Consider the following 25,525-nt stretch of genomic DNA (forward strand, 5'->3'; position numbering starts at 1 on the left):
CCGCTCGGGCACGGCGCCGCCCGGTCGGCCACGGCCTCGGCCTTGGCCTTGGCCTCAGCGCAGCGCGTCCGCCACTTCCCGGGCGGCGTCCACGACCCGCGGCCCCACCCGTTCGGGTACGGCGTCCGCGAGCATCACCACTCCCACGCTGCCCTCTATCCCGGTCACCCCGATCAGAGCGGCGGCGGCGCCGCTGGCACCGGCCTCCAGCTCGCCGTGGGTGAGGGTGCAGCGGGGTTCGGTGAGGGCGGCCTGACGGGCGGCGAGTATGGCCTTGCCCGCCGCGCCCCGGTCCAGCGGATGGCGGAATCCGGCCCGGTAGGCGACGTGGTAGTCGGTCCAGGTCGGTTCGACGACCGCGACGGCCAGCGCCTCCGCCCCGTCCACGAGCGTGAGATGCGCGGTGGCGCCGATGTCCTCGGCGAGCGAGCGCAGGGCGGGCAGGGCGGCCTCCCGTACCAGCGGATGCACCTGCCGGCCCAGGCGCAGCACGCCGAGACCCACCCGGGCCCGGCCGCCCAGGTCGCGGCGGACCAGGGCGTGCTGTTCGAGGGTGGCGAGCAGCCGGTAGACCACCGTCCTGTTCACACCGAGTTTGTTGGACAACTCGGTGACGGTCAGGCCGTGATCCGTATCGGCGAGCAGCTTGAGGACGCGCAGTCCCCGGTCGAGCGTCTGGGAGGTCTCCGCGGTCACGACGCCTTCTCCTTCGGAGTGAGGCCGCCGACGGGCATCGGCACCACCGACTGCACTACGCGGCGGAGTTGCCACGGAGCGTTTACATTGCGGGGACAGTAACCATGGACACCGCTCAGCGGAAGACCTCGTCCAGAATCCGGGCACAGAAAGAGAGTTGATCCCTATTCGCGGACAAAATCCGACAGAACGAGGAACTGGATCGATCATTCGTGCCATATCGGACGGCTTCGGAGACAAAAACGGCCGCCGAAGGCCCCACCACCGCGCCCGGCGGCCCCACCGCGGCACCCCTCAGCGGCCACGGCGCACGAAAACCGCTACGACCTCTTTCGATCTCCGCTACGGTGCCCGCCGGAAACCTCCACGGCATTACCGCATCCGGGATCACCGCATCCGGGTGGCCCACTCCTGGACCTTCGCGATCCGCTCCCGGATCTGCCCCGCCGTCGCCTCGGCGCTCGGCGGCCCGCCGCACACCCGGCGCAGCTCCGTGTGGATCACGCCGTGCGGCTTGCCGCTCTGGTGGACGTACGCGCCGACCATCGTGTTCAGCTGCTTGCGCAGCTCCAGCAGTTCCTTGTGGGAGACGACGGGCCGGCGTTCGGCCGGCAGTTCCAGCAGATCCGCCTCGGCGTCCGGCTTCTTGCGGCTGTGCGCGATCTGCCTCGCCTGCCGCTTCTGGAGGAGCAGTTGCACCTGGTCGGGCTCCAGCAGCCCGGGGATACCGAGGTAGTCCCGCTCCTCCTCACTGCCCGGGTGGGCCTGCATGCCGAATTCGGCGCCGTCGTAGAGCACGCGGTCGAAGACGGCGTCGGACTCCAGCGCCTCGAAGGGCAGCATGTCCTGCTCGCCGGTGTCCTCGTCCTGCTGCTTCTCGGCCTCCGCCATCTCCTTCTCGGACTCGGCGTACGGGTCCTCCTCGCCGTTCTTCTTCGGCTTGTCGAGTACGTGGTCGCGCTCGACCTCCATCTCGGCGGCGAAGCCGAGCAGGCCCGGGATGGTGGGGAGGAAGACGGACGCGGTCTCGCCGCGCCGCCGTGACCGGACGAAACGGCCGACGGCCTGCGCGAAGAAGAGCGGGGTCGAGATGGTGGTGGCGTACACGCCGACGGCCAGGCGCGGTACGTCGACGCCCTCCGACACCATCCGGACCGCGACCATCCAGCGGTCGTCGCTCTCACTGAACTCGTCGATCCGCTTCGACGCGCCGGTGTCGTCGGAGAGGACGACCGTCGCCTTCGAACCGGTGATCTCGCGGATGAGCTTGGCGTACGCGCGCGCCGAGTCCTGGTCGGTCGCGATGACCAGACCGCCGGCGTCCGGGATGCCCTTGCGTACCTCGGTCAGCCGCTGGTCCGCGGCGCGCAGCACATTGGGCATCCAGTCGCCGCGCGGGTCGAGCGCGGTGCGCCACGCCTGCGAGACGGCGTCCTTCGTCATGGGCTCGCCGAGCTTGGCCGCGATCTCGTCACCGGCCTTGGTGCGCCAGCGCATGTTGCCGCTGTAGCTGAGGAAGATGACAGGCCGGACCACGCCGTCGCCGAGGGCGTTGCCGTACCCGTAGGTGTAGTCGGCGGCCGAGCGGCGGATGCCGTCGTTGCCCTCCTCGTACGCCACGAAGGGGATGGGGTTGGTGTCGGACCTGAACGGCGTGCCGGTCAGCGCGAGCCGCCGGGTCGCGGGCTCGAACGCCTCAAGACAGGCCTCGCCCCAGGACTTGGAGTCGCCCGCGTGGTGGATCTCGTCGAGGATGACGAGGGTCTTGCGCTGCTCGCACCGGTTGCGGTGCAGCATGGGCCGCACCCCGACGCCGGCGTAGGTGATGGCGACGCCGTCGTACTCCTTGCTCACCGGACCCGCGGAGTAGTCGGGGTCGAGCTTGATGCCTATCCGCGCGGCGGCCTCCGCCCACTGCTTCTTGAGGTGCTCGGTCGGCGCGACGACGGTCACCTGCTGGACGACATGGTGATGCAGCAGCCAGGAGGCGAGCGTCAGCGCGAAGGTCGTCTTCCCCGCTCCGGGGGTGGCGACGGCGAGGAAGTCACGCGGCTGCTGCTCCAGATAGCGGCCGAGCGCACCCTCCTGCCAGGCACGCAGCTTGTTGGCGGTGCCCCAGGGGGCGCGGCCCGGGAAGGCGGGTGAGAGGTGGTGGGAGGAGGCGGTAGTAGTCACGGTCTCCGGTTCGGGCGCGGGTTGACGGGTCGGGCAGGGGTACGTACGACAACCGGGCCACCCTACCGGTGGCCCGGCGCGCGCCTCATAACAAATGGGGCGGGGAACGGCCAGGTGCGACGGGCGCCACATTCCGTACGGCGGGGACGGGGCGCTGTGCCTGTCCTGCGGCACCCGCGGCTGCCGCCCGTCCGGCGGAGGCAGGGCCGGCTGCTACCGCCTGTCCGGCCGGGACCGGGTGCTTGCTAGGCCCTGTCTGACACATAGCGCCGTCCGCCCGGAGGGCGGGGCTCGCGGCGTCTGGTGCACTACGTTCGCTGCGCTCTCTCCGTCTCGGCGCCTGATTCCGCCTTTGGATGCCGAGCGGCGATCGCAAGGCGGAGGGTCTCCCCAGTACTGGGCGTACTGGGGAGAGCCCGACAACGCCGCGAGCGTGCGTGCCAGGCGTCGCGAGCCAGGCGGGATTTGTCGGACAGGCCTAGGCCTGCGCGGCCGGCCGGTCGAGAGCGCCGGGATCTCCGAGACCGCCGAGGCGCTCGTGGTGGGCCGGGCTCAGGCGGAGGTCCGCCGCGGCGACGTTCTCCTCCAGGTGGTCGATCCGGGCCGTCCCCGGGATCGGGAGGATGACCGGCGAGCGGTCGAGGAGCCAGGCGAGGGAGATCTGCGCGGGGGTGGCGCCGAGTTCGTCCGCCACGCCCGCGATCGCGTCGTACCCGGCGGTCGCGCCCGACGCGGCTCCTGCGACGGGCCGCCACGGCAGGAACGCGATCCCCGCCGCCTCGCAGGCGACGAGCACCGGCTCGTGCTCGCGGTCGACCAGGCTGTAGCGGTTCTGTACAGACACGACGTCGATGATCTCCCGTGCCTGTTCGAGTTCGGCGACGGTGATCTCGGAGAGCCCGAGCCGGCCGACCTTGCCCGCGGTCTGCAACTCCCTCAGCGCGCCGAGCTGGTCGGCGAGGGGCACCTCCGGATCGATGCGGTGCAGCTGGAGCAGTTCGAGCCGCTCGACCCGCAGCCGGCGAAGGGCGTTCCCGACCTGGTCGCGCAGGACGTCCGGCCGCCCGTCGAGCCCCCACTCGCCCGTCTCCGCCGACCGCGCGACGCCGACCTTGGTCGTGACGAGCAGCCCGTCCGCGTAGGGGTACAGGGCCTCGGCGAGCAGTTCCTCGTTGGCTCCCCCGCCGTACAGATGGGCGGTGTCGATCAGTGTGACGCCCAGCTCGACGGCCCGCCGGGCCACGCCGAGGGAGGCCTCGCGGTCCGGGCCCGGCTCGGTCGGCAGCCGCATCGCTCCGAATCCGAGCCGCCGTACGCTCAGGTCTCCGCCGATACGAAACATGGTCGCTGTCATCGCTCTGTCTCCGCCCCCTCGGTCAAGGGCCCCACGCTAACAGGGCAGTTGAACGCGGCAGAGGGCATTCCTCATCGGGTCCGTATCGGCGCTCAGGGCTCCGTATCCGCGCTCAGCGGGTCCGTATCGATTCTCAGCGGGTCCGTATCCGCGTCGCCACCCACACCCCGGCCAGCGCCACCGCCGCCATCGGCAGGAAGACCGCGGCGAAGGCCGCAGGGTGGGATCCCGCGGCGCCGGACGCGGCCGAGACGGCGTGGCCGCCCACCGCGCCGCCGCCCAGGGCCGCGAACGCCGCCCCGCCCGCCGCCAGCAGCAGTACGTTCGACAGCCCGTCGGAGATCTGGAGCGCGGCGGAGTTCGCGCCCGCCTCCTCCGGCGCCGAGAGCTTGAGCAGCAGCACGCTGGTGGAGGCGATCACGGCGCCCATGCCGAGACAGCCGAAGGCCCAGGCGACCGCGACGATCCACACCGGTACGGCCTCGATGAGCACGCTCGGCGCGGTCGCGATCGACAGGGCGACCAACACCATCCCGCCCGCCATCAGCCGCTCGCGGTACGGCTCCAGGCGCGGCCTGGACTGGACGTACGAACCGAGCGCCCAGGTCGCGCCGCCCGCCGCGAGCGAGAGGCCGGCCATCGTCGGCGACAGCCCGCGCTGGGTGACGAGCATCAGCGGGACGAAGCTCTCGGCGGCGATGAAGGCCCCGGCGGCGACCCCGCGCAGCAGCACCACGGACGGCAGCCCGCGCGCCGCGCGCCAGGTGCCGTGCGGCAGCAGCCCGAGGACGGCGGGGACGAGGAACGCGACGCCGGCCAGCGCCGGGAGGAGCGAGAGCCAGCGCAGATCCTGGCCCGCGTACTGGAGCAGCCCCGCGCCCAGCGAGATCCCGAGCGCGAGCCGGATCCGGCGCCGGTCGAAGACAGGAACGGGCCCCTCGGCATCGGCGGGTCCCGACGCCTTGCGGCGTATCGCGGGCAGCGCGAGCGCCAGCGGCAGCACGACCAGGACCGGGATACCGATGAAGACCCAGCGCCAGCCGAGGTGTTCGGTGACGGTGCCGGAGGCGAGCGGCCCGACAACGGAGGGGATCACCCAGCTCGCGGCGAACGCGGCCATGATCGAGGGCCGCAGCCGCTCCGGGTAGGCCCGGCTGACGACGACATAGAGCGCGACGATGACCAGCCCGCCACCGAGGCCCTGGACGGCGCGGCCGAGGATGAACAGCCACATGGAGCCCGCCGTGCCCGACAGCAGCAGCCCGACGCCGAAGGCGCTGATCCCGGTGGCGAGCGGCGCGAGCGGCCCGCTGCGGTCGGCCCACTGGCCGGAGAGCACCATGGCGAAGAGGCTGGTGGTGAAGTACGCGGAGAAGGCGAAGGCGTACAGCGGAATCCCGTTCAGCTCCCGCGCGGCGACCGGCATCGCGGTACCGACGGCGGTCGCCTCGAAGGCGATGAGCAGGACGACGGAGACGATGCCGATACTGAGCGCCCGGTGCTCGGGCCCCAGCACACCACCCTGGCCGGGGGCACCGCCCTGATCGCGGGCCGGGGATTCGGTGATGGGGTCCGCTACGGCGGATATGTCGGCGGGGGCGACATCGGCGTCGCGTGGGTCCAGGGCGGTCATGGACTCAGCGTAAGGGGCACAGCCCTGATTCGGCCCTGTCGTAGGGCTGATCGGATCTGGTCCCTTGGACGTACGCCACCTCGGGCCCGCCCCACGCCCACCATGAACGGAGTGTGGCAGTCGCGTTGCGGCCCGCCCGGACACCTTGAGCCCCGCGCGGCACGGGCCTACGGTCATGAACAGGAAAGCAAGGCACGGCCGTGTGCCCGAGTGGTTCAGGGACTCGCCTGCAAAGCGAGTTACGCGGGTTCGATTCCCGCCACGGCCTCCAGGAACACGGAAGCGGCCGCCCCCGGGGATTCCGGGGGCGGCCGCTTCCCGCTTTCAACCGCTACGTCGCGGGCGCGCCCGACGGTTCGACTGGGTCGGCGAGCGGCTCCAGAACTACCTTCTCCGGCAGCCCTCCATTGTTCTCGCACCCCAGCTCCTTCGCCACGGCGAGGGCGGCGGCGTGCAGGACGGTGAGATGGGCTTCCCGCGTGGCGCGGGTGTCTTCCACTTCCCAGCTGCCGATGTTCGCAAGTCTTGAGTTGGCATAGATTCGCGTCGGCTGCCCGTCCGAACCGTCGATTTGAGGACTCACACACTCGAAGTACAGAGACGAGCGCTCGGATCCGGCCAAAGCTCGCTTTCCCAGCCGGTACAGACGCTGATCTTCCGCATGATCAGTACCCAGCGCATCGTCCGGCCTGTAGATACCGAAGGAGATTTCCAGGCTGCCGGCTTCGCGCATACGCCCCGAGAACGCACAGAATTTCTTGGACCCAACATACTTCCGTCCGCCGGGATCCTCTGCATAAAATTCTTTGACCGCCGAGGCCGTATTTTCCAGTGCATCGTCACCGGTCCCGTGGAAGGTCTTGTCACCCACCACGGTCTCCACGGCACGTGCCGTACCGTCCGAGAGAATGCCATCGCACACCTTCTCGGCACCGGCGAACGCGGGCCTCTCATCCTCACTGCCACCACCGCACGCCGAGACACCAAGGCTGAGAGCAAGCACCGCACCTGCCGCCCTCGTCGCATTCCATATCTTCACGGATCCCGCTCCACTCTCACTCAGCCGGTCTCAGGGCCATGCCCTTGCTGCATCGCTCGACTATTGCCACGCAAGTAGCCAAGATTTGCAGATTGTTCCAGTTCCACACTAAATTCATGTTCTGGATCGAGTTCGTGGCGGCAGATAAAATCCAGCGTCGGCGCCAGCGCACTGGCCTCACCGGACTCGAACACGGCCGACTTCTCCTCCCCGGTCAGTTCTTCGATCTTTTCCTTATTCTTTTCGATCGAATTATCCGACCAGTCACCGACAACCTGTCCGGCGATCTGTTCCAGTGTTCCGCCGCCCGTATCGACAGCAAGAGGAACCAGAATGGCTGCCGCCCCGGCTGCCGCGGCCGTGGCCGGCAAGAACGCCACACCAGCGGCCACGGCCCCGGCACCAATCACTGAGGTCGCACCGAACTCCAGCCAACTGGACCGCTTTTCCTGCGCCGTCTCGAAATCTTCATGTCTCTTCAGACCCTCGGCCTCGATCTGGTCACCCCGCGACTGATCGAGAATGCCCTGCACCTCGGCTCCGATCCCTACGGCCTTGCGCGCCGCCCCCTCGTCAACCCTGCCGTCAGGGCCAGCCTGAGCCTCCAGCACGCTACTGGTGTAAATCCGTTCCGCGGCCGTGATCGAAGCGTAGGCATCAGGGTGCTGACCCAGCGCACTGAGGAAATCCCGAGCGTCCCCAGACTTGAACAGAGCATGCGCGTCGGGGTTTACGGTCGGTGCGAAAACACCCCCGCGATGGTTCTCCTGCAATGCCCAGTTGATGTCGTCGATATATCCAGCACCCATACGGCCGAGACTATCCGTCAGCACCTCTTGATGCTTTAGCAATTTAGCATCGGCTCCATATTTCTCCACGACATCCTGCATGATTCCCGCAGTGGTAGCATCACGGACCGCGTTGGGAGTCGGGGCGTCCCACGCATAACCGAGCGTCGCCGACTCCAAAGCGTGCCCCAGCGCATCCGGCATATAAGCAGCGGTTTTGGCGTCCTTGTCCGGATCGTAGGAACCGTCGGTATCCGGGAACGACGTGTAGTCCTGATTCGCGAAGTAGTCGAGATAGCCCAAGATGGCGCGGCCGTCCTTCTTACCCAAGTCCGGACCGAACGCGCCGCTCACGGAACCGTCCTCGTTGTACGCCGTCGGCCTGGCGGTGAAGAACTCCTTCGACGCCTCCGGGCTGTGCCCCAGCGCCTCCAGCATGCTGACGACCGGGTCGTATCCGGCCCCGTTCACGCCCGACGGGTTCAGTCCGTTCGTCTGCCAGCCGCCCGTGGGCTTCGTCTCGGCGAACATGCCGGGGTTCTTGTGCTGAAGCTGAATCGCGTGCTCGGCGATCGGGTTGAGGAACTTCGGGTCATAGTTCCCGTACCGCATGATTCCGCCGAGCAGCTGATAGCCGTACGGCGGGTTCATGTCGTACTTGGTCACCGGGACGCGCTCGGCGCCGAGCTTGCGCATCTCGTCCGACCAGGTCTTCGACCACGTATCGTTCTTCCCGGCCGGGTCGGTCGCTGTGGCCAGGTTGAGTCCCAGGTTTTTCTGCAGACTCTGCATGTCCTTGAGACGTTCCTTGTCCTGCCGGGTTCCCTCGTACGTATCACCGGCCAATTGCCCGAAGAACTCCAGTGACTTCTTCGGGCCGCCAAGACCGTCGTAGAACGTCCGGGAGAACTCCCGGGACGAGTGATTGTCGTTCAGCAGTTCGTTGAGCCGCAGAAGCTCCGTGTGCGTGAGGTCGGTGCCCTTCTTCGCCAGGTCGAGGGCGCGCTGAGCCTCCTCCGCGTCCAGGCTCCTGTACTTGGGTGCGCTGAAGTTGTGCTGATCGCCGGTGATGTTGGCCCTGAGCGCGTTGGCCGTCGCCACATCCGCGTCGTCGCACGTCTCCACGATGGCGTTGATACGCCGCTGCAAGGACTCGATCCTGGCCTGCTGCTCACGTGAGTTCTTCGCGTAGTCCGTTTCGAAGCGGGCACGAACCTCGTCGTCCAGCGGATACAGCGCCTCCACCATCCCGTAAGCGGTGACCACACATGATTGTGCCGGTGCGTCCGTGTCCACGATCCTCGCGAGGTCGTCCTTCGCCTTCTTGAAGGCCGCGTACCCGTCTTCCAGGATCAGTCCGATCCCCTTGGCCGCCTTCGCCGCGTCATCGAACTCCTTGGCCGTCTTGACGATGAACGGTTTGGTGACCGAGGCATTGGCGCCCCGCCAGTATTCGTCCTTGGATTTTTCCGCCATCGTCGTGCGCGCGTCCTCGGCGAGCCTCTCCAGCTTGGCGGTCATCTCGGCCCAGTCGTCCGCCGCCGTCTTCAGCTTGTCCAGCGGGGCGTGGTAGACGTCATAAAAGGTCGGCATGAGCGCTCCACCACTACTTGAAATACTCGGAGATCCGGGACACACCGAGGCTGGTCCTGATGTCCTGGTCGTCCTTGGCATGCTGCGCGGCGCTGTAGTCGAGGTGGTTGGAAATATGCGCGCAGGCGTCGACCAGTGTCTTCAGCTGCGAGTTCCAGGTGTCGTGCACCTTCCGCATCGCCGGACCTGTTTCGAAGCCGCTGACCGACAGCGCCGCCGCCGCGCCGGACGTACTGGTGCGGGCATGGCCGCCATCCGCCGTGAGCCTGCCGTGCAGGTCATAGGCCGCGCTGCCTATCCGCCCAAGACTGTCCCGGTTCACGCTGAGATCGGCGGCGCCTCCGCCGCTGCCGCCGCCCGTCGGCCCTGGATCACCCGGCAGCTGGTTCAGTCGCATGCGCGCCGAACTCTCCCCGGAAACCTCGCCCTTGAGATTCTCCCACTCTTCCCAGACCACGGGCGAGCTCCCTCCCCTGCCGACCGGATCATTCGTCCAAGTCAACAGCCATCCAAGTCAGCGGAGAAAGTGGAAGTCAACTCGTTGACCGGCGAGTCGAGTTGCTCTCCGGTCCGGCTGCCGCGATCACCGACTGGACCGGCGGCGTCACGTACTGTGCCGGCACTGGACGGGCGTCAGCGGGCGGGTGCCGGGCGACGGTGGACTCCCGCGGTGCGCCATCGCGCTGACGAATCCCCGCCGCCGAACCCGCTAGGAGCCCGCCGGCACCGCCGCCACCGCCGCCTGGGGGCGGATCGGCAGGCGGCTGATGGGCCGGCCCGTGGCCGCGCGGACCGCCGAGGCGACCGCCGCCGGGGACGTGACCACCGGGGCCGCGCTCGCGGGCTTGGCGCCGAAGGGGGCCACCACGTCGCGTTCCTCGACCAGCTTGACGATACGGATGTCCGGCGCGTCCAGGGACGTCGGAAGCGCGTATCCCGTGAGGTCGGGGCGGCGGACGACACCGCGGGTGGTGCGGAGGTTCTCCGTCAGGGCCGTGCCGATGCCCTGCGTGACGCCCGCCTCGATCCGGGTGGCCAGCTGCGCCGGGTTGAGGACGCGCCCGACGTCCTGGGCCACGGCCATCTCCACGACCCGGACCGAACCCAGCTCGATGTCGACGTCGACGACCGCGCGGATCGCGCAGAACGCCAGCCCCACGAAGGCGTCGCCCTGGCCCGAGGCGTCGAGGGGTTCGGTGGGGTGGGGGCGGCACTGGGCCGTCGCCCAGAGTTCCTTGCCGTCCATCGCCTCCGTGACCGTCGTGGACAGCACACCGTCGTACGACGTGATCTTGCCGTCCGTGATCTGGAGCAGCTCGGTGGACATCCCGAACTTGTGGGCCAGCGGCTGGAGCAGCTGCGTACGGACCATCTTCGCCGCCCGCTCGACCGCGCCGCCCGAGACCCAGGTGTGCCGGCCGTGGGCGGCCGGGCCCGCCGGGGGCTGGTCCGTGTCGACGGAGGCGACATGGACCTCCTCGATGCCCAGCGTCTCCTGCACGATCTGCCGGGCGAGAGTGGCGAAGCCCTGGCCGGTCTCGACGGCCGCGCAGATGACCGTGGCCACGCCGTCGTGGACCTTGACGGTGGCCGTGGAGACCTCGTCCGCGCCCTCCGCGCCGAGCATGTGGACCATGCCGAGCGCGTAGCCGACGCCCCGGCGTACGGCTCCCGGCTCGCCGGCGCCCTCGGGGCCGCCGGGCAGCAGCCAGGCCGCCTCGGGGGTGTCCTTGGGGAGCGGGGGCAGCGGGAAGTCGCGTACGGAGCGGAGCAGTTCGGCCACGGGCGCCGGGCAGGTCACCGTCTGGCTGGTGGGCAGGATGTCGCCGGTGGCCAGGACGTTGCGCAGCCGCAGTTCGGCCGGTTCCACGCCCAGTTTGGCCGCCAGCTTGTCCATCTGGCCCTCGTACGCCGCGCACACCTGCATCGCGCCTTCGCCCCGCACATGGCCGGAGGGCGGGTTGTTGGTGCGGACGGCCCAGCCCTCGATGAAGGCGTGCGGGACGACGTAGGGGCCGCAGGCGAAGGCGACCGCCGCCGCCAGGGACTCGGACGAGGCGTCCGCGTACGCGCCCGCGTCCAGCAGGATCTGGGCCTCGACCTTGACGAGCCGGCCCTCGGCGTCCGCGTGGTGGCGGTAGCGCAGCAGCGTGGGGTGGCGGTGGGCGTGGCCGAGGAAGGACTCCTCGCGGGTCGCGGCGAGCTTGACCGGGCAGCCGGTGCGCAGCGCGAGCAGGCCGAGCGGGATCTGGAAGCCCGGGTCCTCGCGGTCGCCGGTGGCGCCGGGGACGCCGGTGACGACGACCTTCACCCGGTCGGGCTCCAGGCCGAAGCAGGCGGCGGCCAGATCGCGGTCGGTGTGCGGGTCGGTGGAGGCGGTGTAGATCTCCACGCCGCCGTCGGGTCTCGGTACGGCGAGGCCCGCCTCGGCGCCGATGGGCGCCGGGTCCTGGCGGCCGATGCGGTACAGCCCCTCCACGACGACCTCGCCGGTGATCTCCGGATCGCCGTAGCGCAGCGGGATATGGCGGATCAGATTGCCGTCGGGATGCAGCGGCTCGGCGGCGAACGCCTTCTCGGGGTCGGTCACCGGGTCGAGGACCTCGTACTCGACGGCGATGGCGGCGGCGGCGAGCCGGGCCGTGTCGGGGTGGTCGGCGGCGACGGCGGCGATCGCCTCGCCGTGGTGGCGTACGACCTCCGAGGCGAACACGGGACGGTCGGCGATCCGCCTGCCGTACGCCGAGTCGCCCGGGACGTCCTCGTGCGTGACGACGGCGCGCACGCCCGGCATCTCGGCGGCCGCGGCGGTGTCGATCGAGACGATACGGGCGTGCGGGTGCGGCGAGCGCAGGATCGCCGCCCACAGCAGACCTTCGGCCCACAGGTCGGCGGCGTACGGGAACGTGCCCTCGGTCTTCGCGCGCGCGTCGGCCGGGGGGAGGGATGCGCCGAGGCCGTGCGCGGGCGGCTCCTGCTGGGGGCCGTCGAGCGTCGGTGTCCCGGTGGCCGCGTCGTTGCTCACGCCATGCCTCCGTCGGGCGAGTGCGGGTGCGAGGTGGGGTGCGGGCCGGCGTGCGGGGGCTGGACGCCACCGGCCCCTGGGGGTGCCTGGTGCGGGATACGGGCTTCTTCCGAGGCCGCGGCGGCGGCCTCCGCACTCGCCCTGCGCCCGGCGACGACCTCGCTCACCGCATCGAGCACGCCGCGGTAGCCCGAGCAGCGGCAGAGGTTGCCGCAGAGCGCCTGGCGGGTCTCCAGCTCGGTGGGGGCGTGGTTGCCCTCCAGGAGGTCGTGGACGGTCATGGCCATGCCGGGGACGCAGAACCCGCACTGCACGGCCCCGCACTTGGCCAGCGCCCGCTGGACGTCGGAGGGTTCGCCGTCGGCGGCCAGCCCCTCGACCGTACGGACCTCGGAGCCGGCCGCGGTGGCGGCGGGGACGAGGCAGGAGGCGACGAGCCGCCCGTCGACCTGGACGTTGCAGGCGCCGCATTCGCCCTGGGAGCAGCCGTCCTTGGCGCCCGCGAGGCCGAGGCGCTCGCGCAGTACGTACAGGAGCGACTCGCCGATCCAGGCGTCGGTGACGGGGCGGTCGGCGCCGTTGACGCGCAGGACGTAGGAGCCGGAGGGGTGTTCGGCGCTGTCGTTGCTGCTGGTGAGGGGCGCGGGCTCGGGTTCCGGTTCCGGCGCGGTCGCGGATTCGGGTCCGGATTCGGGTCCGGATTCGGGTCCGGATTCAGGTCCGGATTCGGGTCCGTGCTCCGGCGCGGTCTCCGGTCCTGGCTCCGGCGCCGTCTCCGCCACGGGCTCGGGAGCGTGCTCGGACCCGGCGGGGATCTCCGGAGCGGCCTCAAGGGCGGCCTCGGGCGTCGCCTCCCGCACGGTCCCCTGGCCGGGCTCGTACGCGAGGTCCGGTACGGCGTCCGGCAGGGGCGCGGACGGCTCGGGCTCCACGGCTTCCGGAATACCCGGGATCCCCTGGACCCCCGGTGCCTCGGCGCTCTCCGGGGCGGCGAATCCGCCGGCGTCCCCGCCGGGCGGTGCCGGTTCCGTCGCCCAGGGCGCGGCGGCGCCGCCCGGCAGGGTCGCCGGCGGGCTGCCGCCGTTCCACTGTGACGCCAGCACCGATTTGCTGAACTCGCCGGATTCGTCCGGAAGATCACCCTGGGCGATCGGGATCGTCCACTGACCGGTCAGCTCGGACGCACCCGCGGTGTCTCCCGCCGCGGTCCGCTCCGCGCCCGCGACCGCCCCGGGGTCGCCGCCGTCGCCCGCGCCCGTGTCGCTGAAGTTCCACTGGCCCGTGCCCTGCGGGTCGTAGCCACCGCCGGGTCCGTAGCCGCCGTGGTCGTAGCCGCCCTGCGCGTATCCGCCCTGGACGTAACCGCCCTGCGCGTACGGCGCGTGGTCCTGCGCTCCCTGCTGCGGGTCCGGCCAGTGGACCCCGCCCTGGGCGTCGGCCGCCGACGGGTCCAGCTGCGCCGGCGGCACGATCTGCGGCGGTACGTACCCGTGCCCCGGCGCGGCCAGCGGCGCGTCGAAGGTGTCCTCCGGGGGCAGGTGCACGAAGGCGGTCGACTCGCCGTCGTACTCCCCGCCCTGCGGGACCGGCTGCCAGCCGCCCTGGCCCTCGGGGACCCCTGAGCCGGTACCGGAGTTCTCGTTGGTGGTCACGACAGCGCCCTCCCCAGTGCTCGTCGGGCCAGTGCGGCGACCGTGCGCCGCAGATGCAGTACGGCGGGCGACGGCGCGGGTACTTCGCCCCCGTCGGCCGGCGCGGGCGGGTCCGGGATACAGGCCGCGGCGACGTACTCGCCGAAGGCGGCGAGCGCCTCCTGCGCGAGCCCGCGCGCGCCGTCCCAGTCGATCAGTGAGGCGATCCAGCGCTCCGCCTCCAGCGGGCGCAGCGGCATCGGCGCGATCGCGCCGACCGCGCACCGCACCCCGCGCCGCGCCGGGTCCAGCACGACGGCCACGGACGCGGTGGCCCGGCCGGGCCCCGTCCGTCCGGTCGCCTTGAGGAAGACCTGGGGGGCGTGCAGCAGCGGCACCCGTACGAAGCCGATGAGTTCGGCGGGCGCGAGCATCTCGCGGCCGGCCAGCAGATGCGAGACGGGGATCTCGCGGCGCGCGCCGCCGGGCCCCCCGATCACCAGATCGGCCTCCAGCGCGGCGAGCACGGGCAGCGCGTCGCCGGTCGGGGCCGCGGTGGCGATATTGCCGCCGAGCGTCCCGGCGTTACGGATCTGGGGCGGGCCCGCGGCGCGCGCCGACGCGGCGAGCGCGGGGATGAGGGCCGCGAAGTCCGGTCTGCCCATGCGCGCGTGGGTGAGACCGGCGCCGAGCAGGGCGTGACCGTCCTGGTAGTGCCAGCCGCGCAGCTCGCTGATCCGACCGAGGCCGACGAGTCCCGCGGGCCGCAGCTGGCCCTTGTTGACGGCCGCCATGAGATCGGTTCCACCCGCGACGGGCACGGCGGCAGGCATCGCGGTGAGCGCCGCCACGGCCTCGTCGAGCGAGGCCGGCAGCGTCACGAACTGCGCCGTCTGCGGTGCGTGCGTGGTCAACCCAGCTGCCCCTTTCCGGTGTCCCGGTCTCCCGCCTGTGTTGCCGTACCGTACGTGCTCACAGACCGGACGTGGCAACTCTGGCACATCTTCCGGTCCGCCCGACGCGAGGGTCCGCGAAGGACGTATCCGTCCCCCACCAGGGGGAAGGTCCGGTTTCGCACCTCTTCGCCGTCACATACGGAATGCCACTCTTCAGCGGTCGTCGTACGACTTGTCCATACGGATTACTCATCCTTACGAACTACCACGGTCCCAGGGACACCGTTCCGGGGCGGCCATCTCCCCGTGGGCTCACACGTTTGGGGGCGCCCCTTCGATCGGGCGCCCCAGGCTGGCATTGTCTCCGTTGGGGGCGGGGCGGCGCTGCCAGGGCAACGGACCGCCGGGCGGCCGGTATTCGACCCCCAGCGCGTCAAGGCGCCGGTAGTGCTCCGTCATGCGCTGCTCGAAGTCGGCGAAATCACGTTCGGCGGGGGCCGGGAGGTCCGACCAGGCGACTTCGGCGAACGCGGCGAGCCGCGGGAAGACCTGGTAGTCGACGCGGGAGCTGTCGTGCATCACCTCGGTCCAGACATTGGCCTGGGTGCCGAGGACATGGGCCGCCTCCTCCTCGGTGAGCTCCGGCGGCAGCGGCTCGAAACGGTAGACGTCCTCCAGGGTGCGTACGTACCCGATGGGCATCGGCTCGTCGTCGCCCGCCGCCTGACGGTGGTCCAGGTACACCTGCTGTTCGGGGCACATGACGACGTCGTGGCCGGCTTTCGCGGCGGCGATCCCGCCCGCGTATCCGCGCCAGGACGACACGGCGGCGCCCGGTGCCAGACCGCCTTCCAGGATCTCGTCCCAGCCGATCAGCCGCCGGCCGCGCTCGGCGAGCCAGCGGTCGAAATGCCGGATGAACCAGGACTGGAGCCCGTCCTCGTCGGCCAGACCGAGCTCCGCGATCCTGGCCTGGGCCGCCGGTGACTCCTTCCACTGGTCCTTGACGCACTCGTCGCCGCCCACGTGGATGAAGGTGGAGGGGAAGAGGGTGAGCAGTTCCTCGAAGACGTCCTCGTAGAACCGCAGGGTGTTGTCGGTGGGGGCGAGTACGTTTGCGGTAACGCCCCAGGTGTCCCAGACGGTGAGGGAGGTCGTGTCGATGACATCGGTGTTGCCGAGTTCCGGATACGCGGCGATGGCGGCCTGCGAATGTCCCGGGATATCGATCTCGGGGACGACGGTGATATGCCGCTCGGCGGCGTACGCGACGATCTCGCGGATGTCGTCCTGGGTGTAGTAACCGCCGTGCGGCTTCTCCTCCCACAGCTCGGAGGCGCGGTGGCCCCATTTGGTGCGCGAGCGCCAGGAGCCGACTTCCGTCAGTCTCGGATGCTTCTTGATCTCGACGCGCCAGCCCTGGTCGTCGGTGAGATGGAAGTGGAAGACATTCAGCTTGTGGGCGGCGAGCAGGTCCAGATAGCGCAGGACGCCGTCCTTGGGCATGAAGTGGCGTGACACGTCGAGCATCAGCCCCCGCCAGCCGAAGCGGGGCGCGTCCTCGATGAGGGTCATCGGTACGGACCACTCGCGCGCGGGGTCCAGCGGCGCCCTGCGGTACGCGTCGGGCCCGAGCAGCTGGCGGACGGTCTGCGCGCCCCAGAAGACCCCGGCCGCGGCGCCGCCCTCGATACGGATCGCCTCGGCGTCAACGCTGATCCGGTACCCCTCGGGGCCCAGTTCACGTGTGATGTCCGGGCTGATCCCCAGGACGATCCGGTTGTCCTCGGCGCCGACGACACCGGCGTCGTCCGCGAACGGCAGCCCCGTCGCGGTTCCGACGGCGGTGCGGAACCACCGCGCCACGCCCTCCGTGCCGGGCTGCGCCTCGATCACGGTCTCGCCGTCGAGCGGGAAGACACCCGCTCCCGGCTGTGCCGGCCAGGCCCGCCTGGGGTCCGGGATCAGATCCATGAAGTCCACCTCTAATCCTTGACGGCGCCGCCGAGTCCGGAGACCAGACGCCGTTGTACGAGCACAAAGAAAACCAGTACGGGAACGGTCATCACCGTAGACGCGGCCATGATCCCGCCCCAGTCGTTCTCGTCCGGTTTGAAGAAGACCAGCAGCGCCATCGGAAGGGTCGACTGCGAGGTGTCGCTGATGATGAAGGACTTGGCGAACAGGAAGTCGTTCCAGGTCGAGATGAAGGAGAAGACACTCGTCGCGACAAGCCCGGGGAAGACCAGCGGGAAAAGGATCTGCCACAGGAACCGGGTACGGCTCGCGCCGTCGATGTACGCGGCCTCCTCCAGCGCCTCGGGGACGGCCTTGACGAATCCGCGCAGCATCCAGATGGCGAACGGAAGCGAGAAGGCGAGATGCGGCAGGACGAGCGAGCCGAGCGTATTGAGCAGCCCGGCGTCCCGCATCAGGAAGAACAGCGGGATGGCCAGCGCCTCGATCGGCACCATCTGCGCGACGAGAAACATGATGAGGAGGGTCGTACGGAATCGGAAACGGAACCGGGTCACGGCCGTGGCGGCCAGAAACGCGATGAGCGCGGAGGCGATCACGACCGTTCCCGCGACCGCCAGGCTGTTGAGGAAGTACCTCCCGAATTCCTGCTGTTCGAAGACCCGGCGGAACGAGTCGAGCGACGGCGAGAGCGTCCAGGGACGGGCTTCCGTGGACTGGACCTCACCGGCCGGTTTGAACGCGGAGAGGACCATCCAGTACAGCGGAAAAGCCACGATCACGGCGATGACGAGGGCCGATGCCTCCGCCAGCAGCCGCCAGGGACGGCGAATACCGAGCAGGTTCACAGTTCTTCTCCCCGGCGTCGGATCAGTCGCAGATAGACGAGCGTGACCGCCAGCAGAATGAGCAGCATGATCACGCCGATCGCCGAGCCCAGGCTGTACTGCGAGGACGCGAAGGCCTGCTGATAGGCGTAGACATTGAGGACGAGATTCTGGCCGGCGATTCCGCCGCCGTTCGTCATCACGTAGATCTGGGTGAAGACCTTGAAGTCCCAGATGATCGACTGGATGGTGACGACCACCAGGATCGGCCGCAGCATCGGCGCGGTGACCGACCGCCAGATCCGCCACTGCGAGGCGCCGTCGAGCGAGGCCGCCTCCAGCACCTCGCCGGGGATGGCCTTGATGCCCGCGTAGACGGTCACCATCACGAACGGGAACGAGCACCACACCACTTCGAACAGGACGAGCGCGAAGGCGCTGTAGCGGCCGTACGTCCAGGAGAAGTCGCCGAGCCCCAGCAGCCGGTTGACCGGGCCGTAGTCCGGGTCGAAGAGGAACACCCAGACCGTGGAGCCGGTGATCGCGGGGGTGGCCCAGGCGCCGAGCGCGGCGAGCATCAGCGCGAGCCGCGGCACGGCCCGTACGCGCGTGAGCAGGACGGCGAGCGCGCAGCCGACCGCGAGGGTGGCGACGACACACGCCGCGGCGAACAGCACGGTCGCCAGCAGCACCTGCCAGAACTGGCTGTCGCCGAAGAGCGCGGTGTAGTTGCCGAAGCCCTTGAAGGAGGTGGGTTCGCCGCCGCTGACCTGCGCCTGGGTGTACTCCAGGAACGAGATCAGGCCGAGTTGGTAGATCGGGTAGACCAGCAGCCCGCCGAGGACGACGAGCGCGGGCGCGAGATAGAGCCAGGGGGTCCAGCCGGCCCGGCCGGCCCGGCGGGGGGTCCGCCGGGCCTTACGGGGGGCCTGCCGGGTCTCGTGCACGGACCCCCGGCCCCCGGTGGCCTTACGGCCGGAGTCGATCCGGCCGGCTTCGGTCGTCATGGCGCTCAGCCCGCGGACGAGAACGCCGCGTCCATCTTCTTCGCCGCGTCGTCCGACGCCGCGGCGACGTCCTTACGGCCGCTGACGATCTCCTGGAACATCGTCGGCAGGACGAGCGAGGAGTCGATCTGCGCCCAGCCCGGCGAGGCGGGGACGAACTTGGCACCCGCGCCCAGGGTCGTGACGAAGGGCTCGATGAACGGCTGCTTCTTCGCCGAGTCGGCCAGTACGTCCGTGTACGTCGGCAGGAAGCCCATCGCGTCGAACAGCTTGGCCTGGGTCTCCTTGCCGGTGAACGACTTCATCAGGTCGACGGCGAGCGTGCGGCGCGCGCTGCTCTTCAGTACGCCGATGTTGTTGCCGCCCGCGAAGGCCGGCGCGACGGAGCCCGCCTCGACCCCGGGCAGCGGCACGACCGCGTACTTGCCCTTCACCGTGCCCGCCTCGACGGCCTGGTGGCTGAAGTCGCCGCCGATCGCCATCGCGGCCTTCCCGGACGCGAAGGCGGTCACCGTCGCGTTGCCGCCCATCGAGGCGCACTTGGCGGCCGGACAGTTGTCGTCGCCGAAGAGGGAGGTGTACGCCTCGATGCCCTTGCGGGCGGCCGGGCTGTTGACCGCGGCCTTGTACGTGCCGCCGCTCTCCTCGGCCAGTTCGCCGCCGTTCGCCCAGAGGAACGGCATCGCGCCGTAGGTGTACGCGCCGCCGACGGCGAGCCCGTACAGCTCCGGCTTCGCCTTGTGGACCTTCTTGGCCGTGGCGATGAGTTCGGCCTGGGACTTGGGGGCGGTTATCCCCAAGTCCTCGAAGACGTCGGTGCGGTAGTAGAGCGCGCGGACGCCGACGAAGAGCGGCGCTCCGTAGACCTTGCCGTCGACCGTGACGGATTCCCGGGCCGTCGGGTCGGTGTCCTTGGCCTCGTCCCAGGCGTCGAACTCCGCGGTGACGTCGGCGAGTCCGCCGTCCTTGACGTATCCAGCGGTGTCGGTGTTGCCGTATTCGATCAGGTCGGGCGCGCTCTTCGGGTCGTTGAAGGCGGCCTTGATCCGCTGGGCGCGGGTCTCGACCGGGATGTACTCGATCTCGACCTTCGTGCCCTCGTGCTTCTCGCCGAAGGCGGCGACCGCGGCGTCGACGACCTGTTCCTTCGGCTTGTTGTTGACCTCCTGGAAGAGCCAGACTCGCAGCGTGCCGCTCTTCTCGTCCTTCGTCGCGCTGGTGTCGGAGGTCTGCGGGGCGCAGGCGGTGGCGGTGAGGCCGGCGAGGGCGAGTGCCGCCACCGGGAAGGCCATGCGGGAGGAAAGCTTCATCCGGGATCCCTACGGGTCGGCGTTGCAGCATGCGCAACGAACGTTTCGTGCTGCACAACTCGCAGGAGATTAAGCGCGGCTGGAAGTCGCCGACAAGTGGTCTCAACCAATCTGTGACCGCAGGCCACCCCCCACAACGCGAGACGGCCTCCGGGACGCGCGTTCGCACGCGCGTCCCGGAGGCCGTCTCCGACGGTGGACCAGCGGTCGCTACTTCTTGCCGCTGTCCTTGCCGCCCTTGTCCTTGCCCTTGTCCCCGCCGGGACCCATGGACTCGTAGATCTCCTTGCACATCGGACAGACCGGGTACTTCTTGGGGTCGCGCCCCGGCACCCAGACCTTTCCGCACAGTGCGACCACGGGAGTGCCGTCCAGGGCACTCGCCATGATCTTGTCCTTCTGGACGTAGTGGGCGAAGCGCTCGTGGTCGCCGTCGCCGTGCGACACCTGAGGTGTCGGCTCCACGAGGGTTCCCGTACCTGCCCCGCGCTCGGGCTCAAGAGTGCTCATAACAGCCAAGGGTACCCACGCCCGGGGGATCCCGGAGGCTCCGGGTCCATGCACTCCGGAGCCGCACGCTCACGCATCGCGCCGACACGCCGACGACACGCCGAGCGGCGACGGCCGGGGCGACCGGCGCGCCGACGGTACGGGCCGGGCCGTCCGGATGGTCAGTTGAGGGAGGGATCATCCGGGTATGTCGCGACCATGGCCAGCTCGCTGCGCTGTCTGCGCAGCACCGCCCGCCACAGGCTCTCCGGGCTCGGCGACGACACATCGCCCGGCTCCGACTCCACGACGTACCACGCCCCTTCGCGCAGCTCCTCCTCCAGCTGGCCGGGGCCCCAGCCCGCGTATCCGGCGAAGATCCGCAGCGAGCCGAGCGCCCGCGCGAGCAGCTCGGGCGGGGTCTCCAGATCGACGAGGCCGATCGCCCCGTACACCCTGCGCCACCCCAACGGCCCCTCGTCGCCCGGGATCACGGCGAGGCCGAGCGCCGAGTCCAGCGAGACGGGACCGCCCTGGAAGACCACGCCGGGCTCCCCCGCGAACTCCCCCCAGGACTCCAGGATGTCCGCGACGCCCACGGGCGTGGGCCTGTTGAGGACCACGCCGAGCGAGCCCTCCTCGTCGTGATCGAGCAGGAGCACCACCGCGCGGTCGAAATTCGGGTCGGCCAGGGCCGGAGTCGCGACAAGCAGCCGCCCTGTGAGCGAGGACACCTCGGTCATGCGAGACATGATCCCGCATATTCGCGGCGCGCGGGGCGCGCCCGGCACAGTACGCGTGAACGCAGCTCAGCGCATACGGCGCCGAAGGGGGCGCGCGATTTCCCGGAGACGGGAATGGTGACCCTCCGCGAGTGCCCCGGAACCGTACGTGGCGAATCGCTTCAATTACGTGCCCTCCGTGTGCCGGCCGCTCCCCGAGCCTTACGGGACGGGGGTCCCGGCCCCTTACCCTTTTCCTTGGCCACCTGCCCGCCCACTCCGGAACGCGAGATTCATGACCGGCACAGACGATGTAATGCTTGTCCACGGCGGAACCCCGCTGGAGGGTGAGATCCGCGTTCGCGGCGCGAAGAACCTGGTGCCGAAGGCCATGGTCGCCGCGCTTCTCGGCAGCGGCCCGAGCAGACTGCGCAATGTGCCCGACATCCGCGACGTACGGGTCGTCCGGGGACTGCTGCAATTGCACGGCGTGACCGTACGCCCCGGCGACGAACCGGGCGAGCTGGTCCTCGACCCGACCCATGTCGAGAGTGCCAATGTCGCCGACATCGATGCCCACGCGGGCTCGTCGCGCATTCCGATCCTCTTCTGCGGACCGCTGCTGCACCGGCTCGGCCACGCGTTCATCCCGGGTCTCGGCGGCTGTGACATCGGCGGCCGGCCGATCGACTTCCACTTCGACGTGCTGCGCCAGTTCGGCGCGACGATCGAGAAGCGCGAGGACGGCCAGTACCTGGAGGCACCGCAGCGGCTGCGCGGCACGAAGATCCGGCTGCCGTACCCCTCGGTCGGCTCGACGGAGCAGGTGCTGCTGACGGCCGTACTCGCCGAGGGCGTCACCGAACTGTCCAACGCCGCCGTGGAACCGGAGATCGAGGACCTCATCTGCGTCCTGCAGAAGATGGGCGCGATCATCTCCATGGACACCGACCGGACGATCCGGATCACCGGTGTCGACCGGCTGGACGGCTATACGCACCGGGCGCTGCCGGACCGTCTGGAGGCGGCCTCCTGGGCGTCCGCGGCGCTGGCCACCGAGGGCAACATCTACGTCCGCGGCGCGCAGCAGCGCTCGATGATGACGTTCCTCAACACCTACCGCAAGGTCGGCGGCGCCTTCGAGATCGACGACGAGGGCATCCGGTTCTGGCATCCGGGCGGCTCGCTCGACGCGATCGCGCTGGAGACGGACGTGCACCCCGGTTTCCAGACCGACTGGCAGCAGCCGCTGGTGGTGGCGCTGACGCAGGCGTCGGGGCTCTCCATCGTCCACGAGACGGTGTACGAGTCGCGGCTGGGCTTCACCTCCGCGCTCAACCAGATGGGCGCGCACATCCAGCTCTACCGGGAGTGCCTGGGCGGCTCGGACTGCCGCTTCGGGCAGCGCAACTTCCTGCACTCCGCGGTCGTGTCGGGCCCGACCCGGCTCCAGGGCGCGGATCTGGTCATTCCCGACCTGCGCGGCGGTTTCTCGTATCTGATCGCGGCGCTGGCGGCGCAGGGCACGTCGCGGGTCCACGGCATCGATCTGATCAACCGCGGCTACGAGAACTTCATGGACAAGCTCGTCGAGCTGGGCGCGAAGGTCGAGCTGCCGGGCGGCGCGCTCGTCTGACGCACTGTCACACCCGTCACGCCGTCGGCCCCGCTCTCCCCGGAGCGGGGCCGACGGCGTCCCCGGGACCGGCGGGCGCCCGTGGGGGGCTTCTGACGGCCCCCAGACGGCCGCACACACCAGGGGCGGCCACCCGGTTCGGGTGGCCGCCCCTGCGTGTCGCCTATGGGTGTTACTTGCCCTTGGCGGCTTCCTTGAGCTTGGAGCCCGCGGAGACCTTGACGCTGTAGCCGGCCGGGATCTGGATCGGGTCGCCGGTCTGCGGGTTACGAGCGGTCCGAGCGGCACGGTGGGTGCGCTCGAAGGTCAGGAAGCCGGGGATGGTGACCTTCTCGTCGCCCTTGGCGACGACCTCACCGACCGTCTCGGCGAGAGCGGCCAGCACAGCGTCGGCGTCCTTGCGGGTCACCTCGGCGCGGTCGGCCAGGGCGGCCACCAGCTCACTGCGGTTCATGTTGTTACTCCCGTGTTCTTCTTGCCTGTAAGGCGTGAGATCGAAGCCGATGCTGCCAGGGCCCTCGGACAGTCCCCGGACCCGGGTCTGCTGACAGACCCTCGCGCCCGAATACGCATCCTGCCCCCACCAGCGGCGGGAAAGCCAATCCGGCACCCTCCGGAGTCACACGAAAAGCGCCACTGCCTCGTCGTCGTGACGTTCCGTCGACTCTGTGGAGACTCCTTGGAGCCTTGGGGCCCTTGAGCCCGCCGGAGGCCCTGAAAACCTCCCTGGAGCGGCGGTGCTCATGGTCCGCCACCCTAGAGGGGCCCGTGGGGCGCGGCGAATCGCGACGCGCCGGGCACCGGACGGACGTGAGATGTACCGCAGTCCTGGGTAGCGTGACCGGGCTCCGTGGTGGGCCTGGTCACACTTCGGGCCGGGCGGTGGGGGGCGTACTTCGCGCTGCCCAGGGGCCCGGGGGCCCGGGGCGCACCCCGGCCCCCTCCGGGTCAGACCTGGGTGACGGGAGCCGTCACGTCCGCGCCGGCCGCCTTGGCGGCGTCGCGCACCGCGCCCGCCACCGCGCCCGCGACCTTGTCGTTGAAGACCGAGGGCACGATGTAGTTCGGGTTGAGCTCCTCCTCGGTGACGACATCGGCGAGCGCCGTCGCCGCGGCCAGCATCATCTCCGTGTTGACCGTGCGGGACTGGGCGTCCAGCAGGCCGCGGAAGACACCGGGGAAGACCAGCACGTTGTTGATCTGGTTGGGGAAGTCGGAGCGGCCGGTGGCCACCACGGCCGCCGTCTCGCGCGCGATCGCCGGGTCGACCTCGGGGTCGGGGTTGGCGAGGGCGAACACGATCGCGCCGTCCGCCATGGCCGCCACGTCGTCGCCGTCCAGCACGTTCGGTGCCGAGACGCCGATGAAGACGTCCGCGCCGGCCACGGCCTGCTTGAGCGTGCCGGTGACGCCCTCGGGGTTGGTGTTGTCGGCGATCCAGCGCAGCGGCGACTCGTGGGCGGCCTCCACCAGGTCCTCGCGGCCCGCGTGCACCACACCGTGGATGTCGGCGACCACCGTGTGCTTGACGCCCGCGGCGATCAGCAGCTTGAGGATGGCCGTACCGGCCGCGCCCGCTCCGGACATGACGACCCGTACGTCCCCGATGCCCTTGCCCACCACACGCAGCGCGTTGGTCAGGGCCGCGAGCACCACGATCGCCGTGCCGTGCTGGTCGTCGTGGAAGACCGGGATGTCCAGGGCCTCGCGCAGCCGCGCCTCGATCTCGAAGCAGCGGGGCGCGGAGATGTCCTCCAGGTTGATGCCCGCGAAGCCGGGGGCGATCGCCTTGACGATCTCGACGATGGCGTCGGTGTCCTGGGTGTCCAGGCAGAGCGGCCAGGCGTCGATACCGGCGAACCGCTTGAAGAGGGCCGCCTTGCCCTCCATGACGGGCAGCGCGGCCTTGGGGCCGATGTTGCCCAGGCCGAGCACCGCGGAGCCGTCCGTGACGACCGCGACGGAGTTGCGCTTGATGGTCAGCCGCCGGGCGTCCTCGGGGTTCTCGGCGATCGCCATGCAGACCCGGGCCACACCCGGGGTGTAGACCATCGAGAGGTCGTCACGGTTGCGGATGGGGTGCTTCGACTGCATCTCGATCTTGCCGCCGAGGTGCATCAGGAACGTACGGTCGGAGACCTTGCCGAGGGTGACACCCTCGATGCCCCGCAACTGCTCGACGATCTCCTCCGCGTGCCCGGTGGAGCTGGCGGCGATGGTGACATCGATCCGCAGCTTCTCGTGGCCGGAGGCGGTCACGTCCAGGCCGGTCACCGAGCCGCCGGAGGACTCCACGGCCGTGGTCAGCTGGGAGACCGCGGTACCGCTCGCGGGCACCTCCAACCTGACCGTCATCGAGTACGAGACGCTGGGCGCCGTTGCCATGACCGAGTCCCTCTTCTTTCCCTAGCCTCTTTGCCGCCCCGCCCGACACACGTCAACGGCGGAGCCTTCAGATGGTCGCACCTACCGGCTGGTAACAGGTAAAGACCTTTATCTACGGAACGCCGGCTCCCATGATGTGAGACGAAAACAGGCCCCCACCACGATCTGGTGAAGGCCCGCCGACGCCTCGCCGACGCCTCTGTGGCGCTGACGCGAAGCTGCTGTGAAGCACGAAGCTGCTGTGAGGGTGGCACCGGCCCGCCATGCTCGCCTCGCGGCAAGTGGTCGCTCGAAGCGACGAAGGTTGGGCCCGGGGGCTTGGATCGGGCCGGTGCCACCCCC

The 25,525-nt window shown here is 70.0% G+C and carries 19 protein-coding genes and 1 tRNA gene; 2 read left to right on the forward strand and 18 right to left on the reverse strand.

The features are described 5' to 3' along the window. Positions 1-54: 54 nt before the first annotated feature. The 4 genes from CU044_RS15015 to CU044_RS15035 all read right to left on the reverse strand — a co-directional run bounded on the left by CU044_RS15015 (position 55) and on the right by CU044_RS15035 (position 5,858). Positions 55-696 carry a helix-turn-helix domain-containing protein gene (locus CU044_RS15015; protein ID WP_030355108.1) on the reverse strand — a complete coding sequence of 214 codons (642 nt, stop codon included), beginning with the start codon at positions 694-696 and terminating at the stop codon, positions 55-57. 387 nt (positions 697-1,083) lie between these two features. After that, positions 1,084-2,871, reverse strand: a complete 1,788-nt coding sequence (locus CU044_RS15020) for a DEAD/DEAH box helicase (RefSeq protein ID WP_129769081.1) — start codon at positions 2,869-2,871, stop codon at positions 1,084-1,086. A 478-nt stretch (positions 2,872-3,349) separates the two neighbouring features. Next, a complete protein-coding gene (locus CU044_RS15030; RefSeq protein WP_129769082.1) occupies positions 3,350-4,225 on the reverse strand; it encodes an aldo/keto reductase in 876 nt (291 codons plus the stop codon). Between the two features lie 133 nt (positions 4,226-4,358). Continuing rightward, positions 4,359-5,858, reverse strand: coding sequence for an MFS transporter (locus tag CU044_RS15035; RefSeq protein ID WP_129769083.1), 1,500 nt, complete (start codon positions 5,856-5,858; stop codon positions 4,359-4,361). Between the two features lie 196 nt (positions 5,859-6,054). Between CU044_RS15035 and CU044_RS15040 the strand changes: the two genes are divergently transcribed. Beyond that, positions 6,055-6,129: transfer RNA gene (locus CU044_RS15040), tRNA-Cys, on the forward strand. A gap of 60 nt (positions 6,130-6,189) precedes the next feature. On the opposite strand, the gene CU044_RS15045 is transcribed toward CU044_RS15040, so the two are convergent. The 12 genes from CU044_RS15045 to CU044_RS15100 form a co-directional block, all read right to left on the reverse strand. Beyond that, on the reverse strand, positions 6,190-6,897 hold the full coding sequence (locus CU044_RS15045) for a hypothetical protein (protein WP_129769084.1): 708 nt from the start codon (positions 6,895-6,897) through the stop codon (positions 6,190-6,192). Between the two features lie 20 nt (positions 6,898-6,917). After that, on the reverse strand, positions 6,918-9,278 hold the full coding sequence (locus tag CU044_RS15050; RefSeq protein ID WP_129769085.1) for a hypothetical protein: 2,361 nt from the start codon (positions 9,276-9,278) through the stop codon (positions 6,918-6,920). A gap of 13 nt (positions 9,279-9,291) precedes the next feature. Then, entirely contained in the window at positions 9,292-9,735 is a 444-nt protein-coding gene (locus CU044_RS15055; protein ID WP_129769086.1) for a hypothetical protein, read from the reverse strand. A gap of 252 nt (positions 9,736-9,987) precedes the next feature. After that, positions 9,988-12,303, reverse strand: a complete 2,316-nt coding sequence (locus CU044_RS15060) for a molybdopterin cofactor-binding domain-containing protein (protein WP_129769087.1) — start codon at positions 12,301-12,303, stop codon at positions 9,988-9,990. Continuing rightward, the gene (locus CU044_RS15065; protein ID WP_129769088.1) at positions 12,300-13,955 is read right to left on the reverse strand and encodes a 2Fe-2S iron-sulfur cluster-binding protein; all 1,656 of its coding nucleotides are present in this window, start codon (positions 13,953-13,955) and stop codon (positions 12,300-12,302) included. Before CU044_RS15065 ends, CU044_RS15060 begins: the two co-directional genes overlap by 4 nt. Beyond that, a complete protein-coding gene (locus CU044_RS15070; protein ID WP_129769089.1) occupies positions 13,952-14,848 on the reverse strand; it encodes an FAD binding domain-containing protein in 897 nt (298 codons plus the stop codon). Before CU044_RS15070 ends, CU044_RS15065 begins: the two co-directional genes overlap by 4 nt. 294 nt (positions 14,849-15,142) lie before the next feature. Then, positions 15,143-16,804: a beta-N-acetylhexosaminidase gene (locus CU044_RS15075; RefSeq protein WP_129769090.1), complete on the reverse strand. Its 1,662-nt coding sequence runs from the start codon at positions 16,802-16,804 to the stop codon at positions 15,143-15,145. A gap of 11 nt (positions 16,805-16,815) precedes the next feature. After that, a complete protein-coding gene (locus CU044_RS15080; protein ID WP_193563975.1) occupies positions 16,816-17,649 on the reverse strand; it encodes a carbohydrate ABC transporter permease in 834 nt (277 codons plus the stop codon). Positions 17,650-17,651: 2 nt separating this feature from the next. Further along, a complete protein-coding gene (locus CU044_RS15085) occupies positions 17,652-18,641 on the reverse strand; it encodes a sugar ABC transporter permease (RefSeq protein WP_129769092.1) in 990 nt (329 codons plus the stop codon). A 5-nt stretch (positions 18,642-18,646) separates the two neighbouring features. After that, positions 18,647-19,951, reverse strand: a complete 1,305-nt coding sequence (locus CU044_RS15090) for an extracellular solute-binding protein (protein WP_129769093.1) — start codon at positions 19,949-19,951, stop codon at positions 18,647-18,649. 210 nt (positions 19,952-20,161) lie between these two features. Next, the gene (locus CU044_RS15095; RefSeq protein ID WP_030355120.1) at positions 20,162-20,461 is read right to left on the reverse strand and encodes a DUF3039 domain-containing protein; all 300 of its coding nucleotides are present in this window, start codon (positions 20,459-20,461) and stop codon (positions 20,162-20,164) included. A 161-nt stretch (positions 20,462-20,622) separates the two neighbouring features. Next, entirely contained in the window at positions 20,623-21,183 is a 561-nt protein-coding gene (locus CU044_RS15100) for a YqgE/AlgH family protein (protein WP_129769094.1), read from the reverse strand. Between the two features lie 274 nt (positions 21,184-21,457). Between CU044_RS15100 and murA the strand changes: the two genes are divergently transcribed. Continuing rightward, the gene (murA, locus tag CU044_RS15105) at positions 21,458-22,798 is read left to right on the forward strand and encodes a UDP-N-acetylglucosamine 1-carboxyvinyltransferase (protein WP_129769095.1); all 1,341 of its coding nucleotides are present in this window, start codon (positions 21,458-21,460) and stop codon (positions 22,796-22,798) included. Positions 22,799-22,970: 172 nt separating this feature from the next. Here murA and CU044_RS15110 read toward each other — a convergent pair whose 3' ends face one another. After that, positions 22,971-23,252, reverse strand: coding sequence for an HU family DNA-binding protein (locus CU044_RS15110; RefSeq protein WP_004571953.1), 282 nt, complete (start codon positions 23,250-23,252; stop codon positions 22,971-22,973). A gap of 494 nt (positions 23,253-23,746) precedes the next feature. Then, entirely contained in the window at positions 23,747-25,183 is a 1,437-nt protein-coding gene (locus tag CU044_RS15115) for an NAD-dependent malic enzyme (RefSeq protein ID WP_129769096.1), read from the reverse strand. Positions 25,184-25,525 lie beyond the last annotated feature (342 nt).

It is taken from the genome of Streptomyces sp. L-9-10 (assembly GCF_004151105.1).
Lineage (GTDB): Bacteria > Actinomycetota > Actinomycetes > Streptomycetales > Streptomycetaceae > Streptomyces.

What these genes read in the sequence shown, in the direction of transcription:
- CU044_RS15100 (WP_129769094.1), bottom strand. Translation starts at nt 21,183, where the DNA reads ATGACCGAGGTGTCCTCGCTCACAGGGCGGCTGCTTGTCGCGACTCCG.
- CU044_RS15090 (WP_129769093.1), bottom strand. Translation starts at nt 19,951, where the DNA reads ATGAAGCTTTCCTCCCGCATGGCCTTCCCGGTGGCGGCACTCGCCCTC.
- CU044_RS15050 (WP_129769085.1), bottom strand. Translation starts at nt 9,278, where the DNA reads ATGCCGACCTTTTATGACGTCTACCACGCCCCGCTGGACAAGCTGAAG.
- CU044_RS15030 (WP_129769082.1), bottom strand. Translation starts at nt 4,225, where the DNA reads ATGACAGCGACCATGTTTCGTATCGGCGGAGACCTGAGCGTACGGCGG.
- CU044_RS15035 (WP_129769083.1), bottom strand. Translation starts at nt 5,858, where the DNA reads ATGACCGCCCTGGACCCACGCGACGCCGATGTCGCCCCCGCCGACATA.
- CU044_RS15110 (WP_004571953.1), bottom strand. Translation starts at nt 23,252, where the DNA reads ATGAACCGCAGTGAGCTGGTGGCCGCCCTGGCCGACCGCGCCGAGGTG.
- CU044_RS15075 (WP_129769090.1), bottom strand. Translation starts at nt 16,804, where the DNA reads ATGGATCTGATCCCGGACCCCAGGCGGGCCTGGCCGGCACAGCCGGGA.
- CU044_RS15115 (WP_129769096.1), bottom strand. Translation starts at nt 25,183, where the DNA reads ATGGCAACGGCGCCCAGCGTCTCGTACTCGATGACGGTCAGGTTGGAG.
- CU044_RS15095 (WP_030355120.1), bottom strand. Translation starts at nt 20,461, where the DNA reads ATGAGCACTCTTGAGCCCGAGCGCGGGGCAGGTACGGGAACCCTCGTG.
- murA (WP_129769095.1), top strand. Translation starts at nt 21,458, where the DNA reads ATGACCGGCACAGACGATGTAATGCTTGTCCACGGCGGAACCCCGCTG.
- CU044_RS15085 (WP_129769092.1), bottom strand. Translation starts at nt 18,641, where the DNA reads ATGACGACCGAAGCCGGCCGGATCGACTCCGGCCGTAAGGCCACCGGG.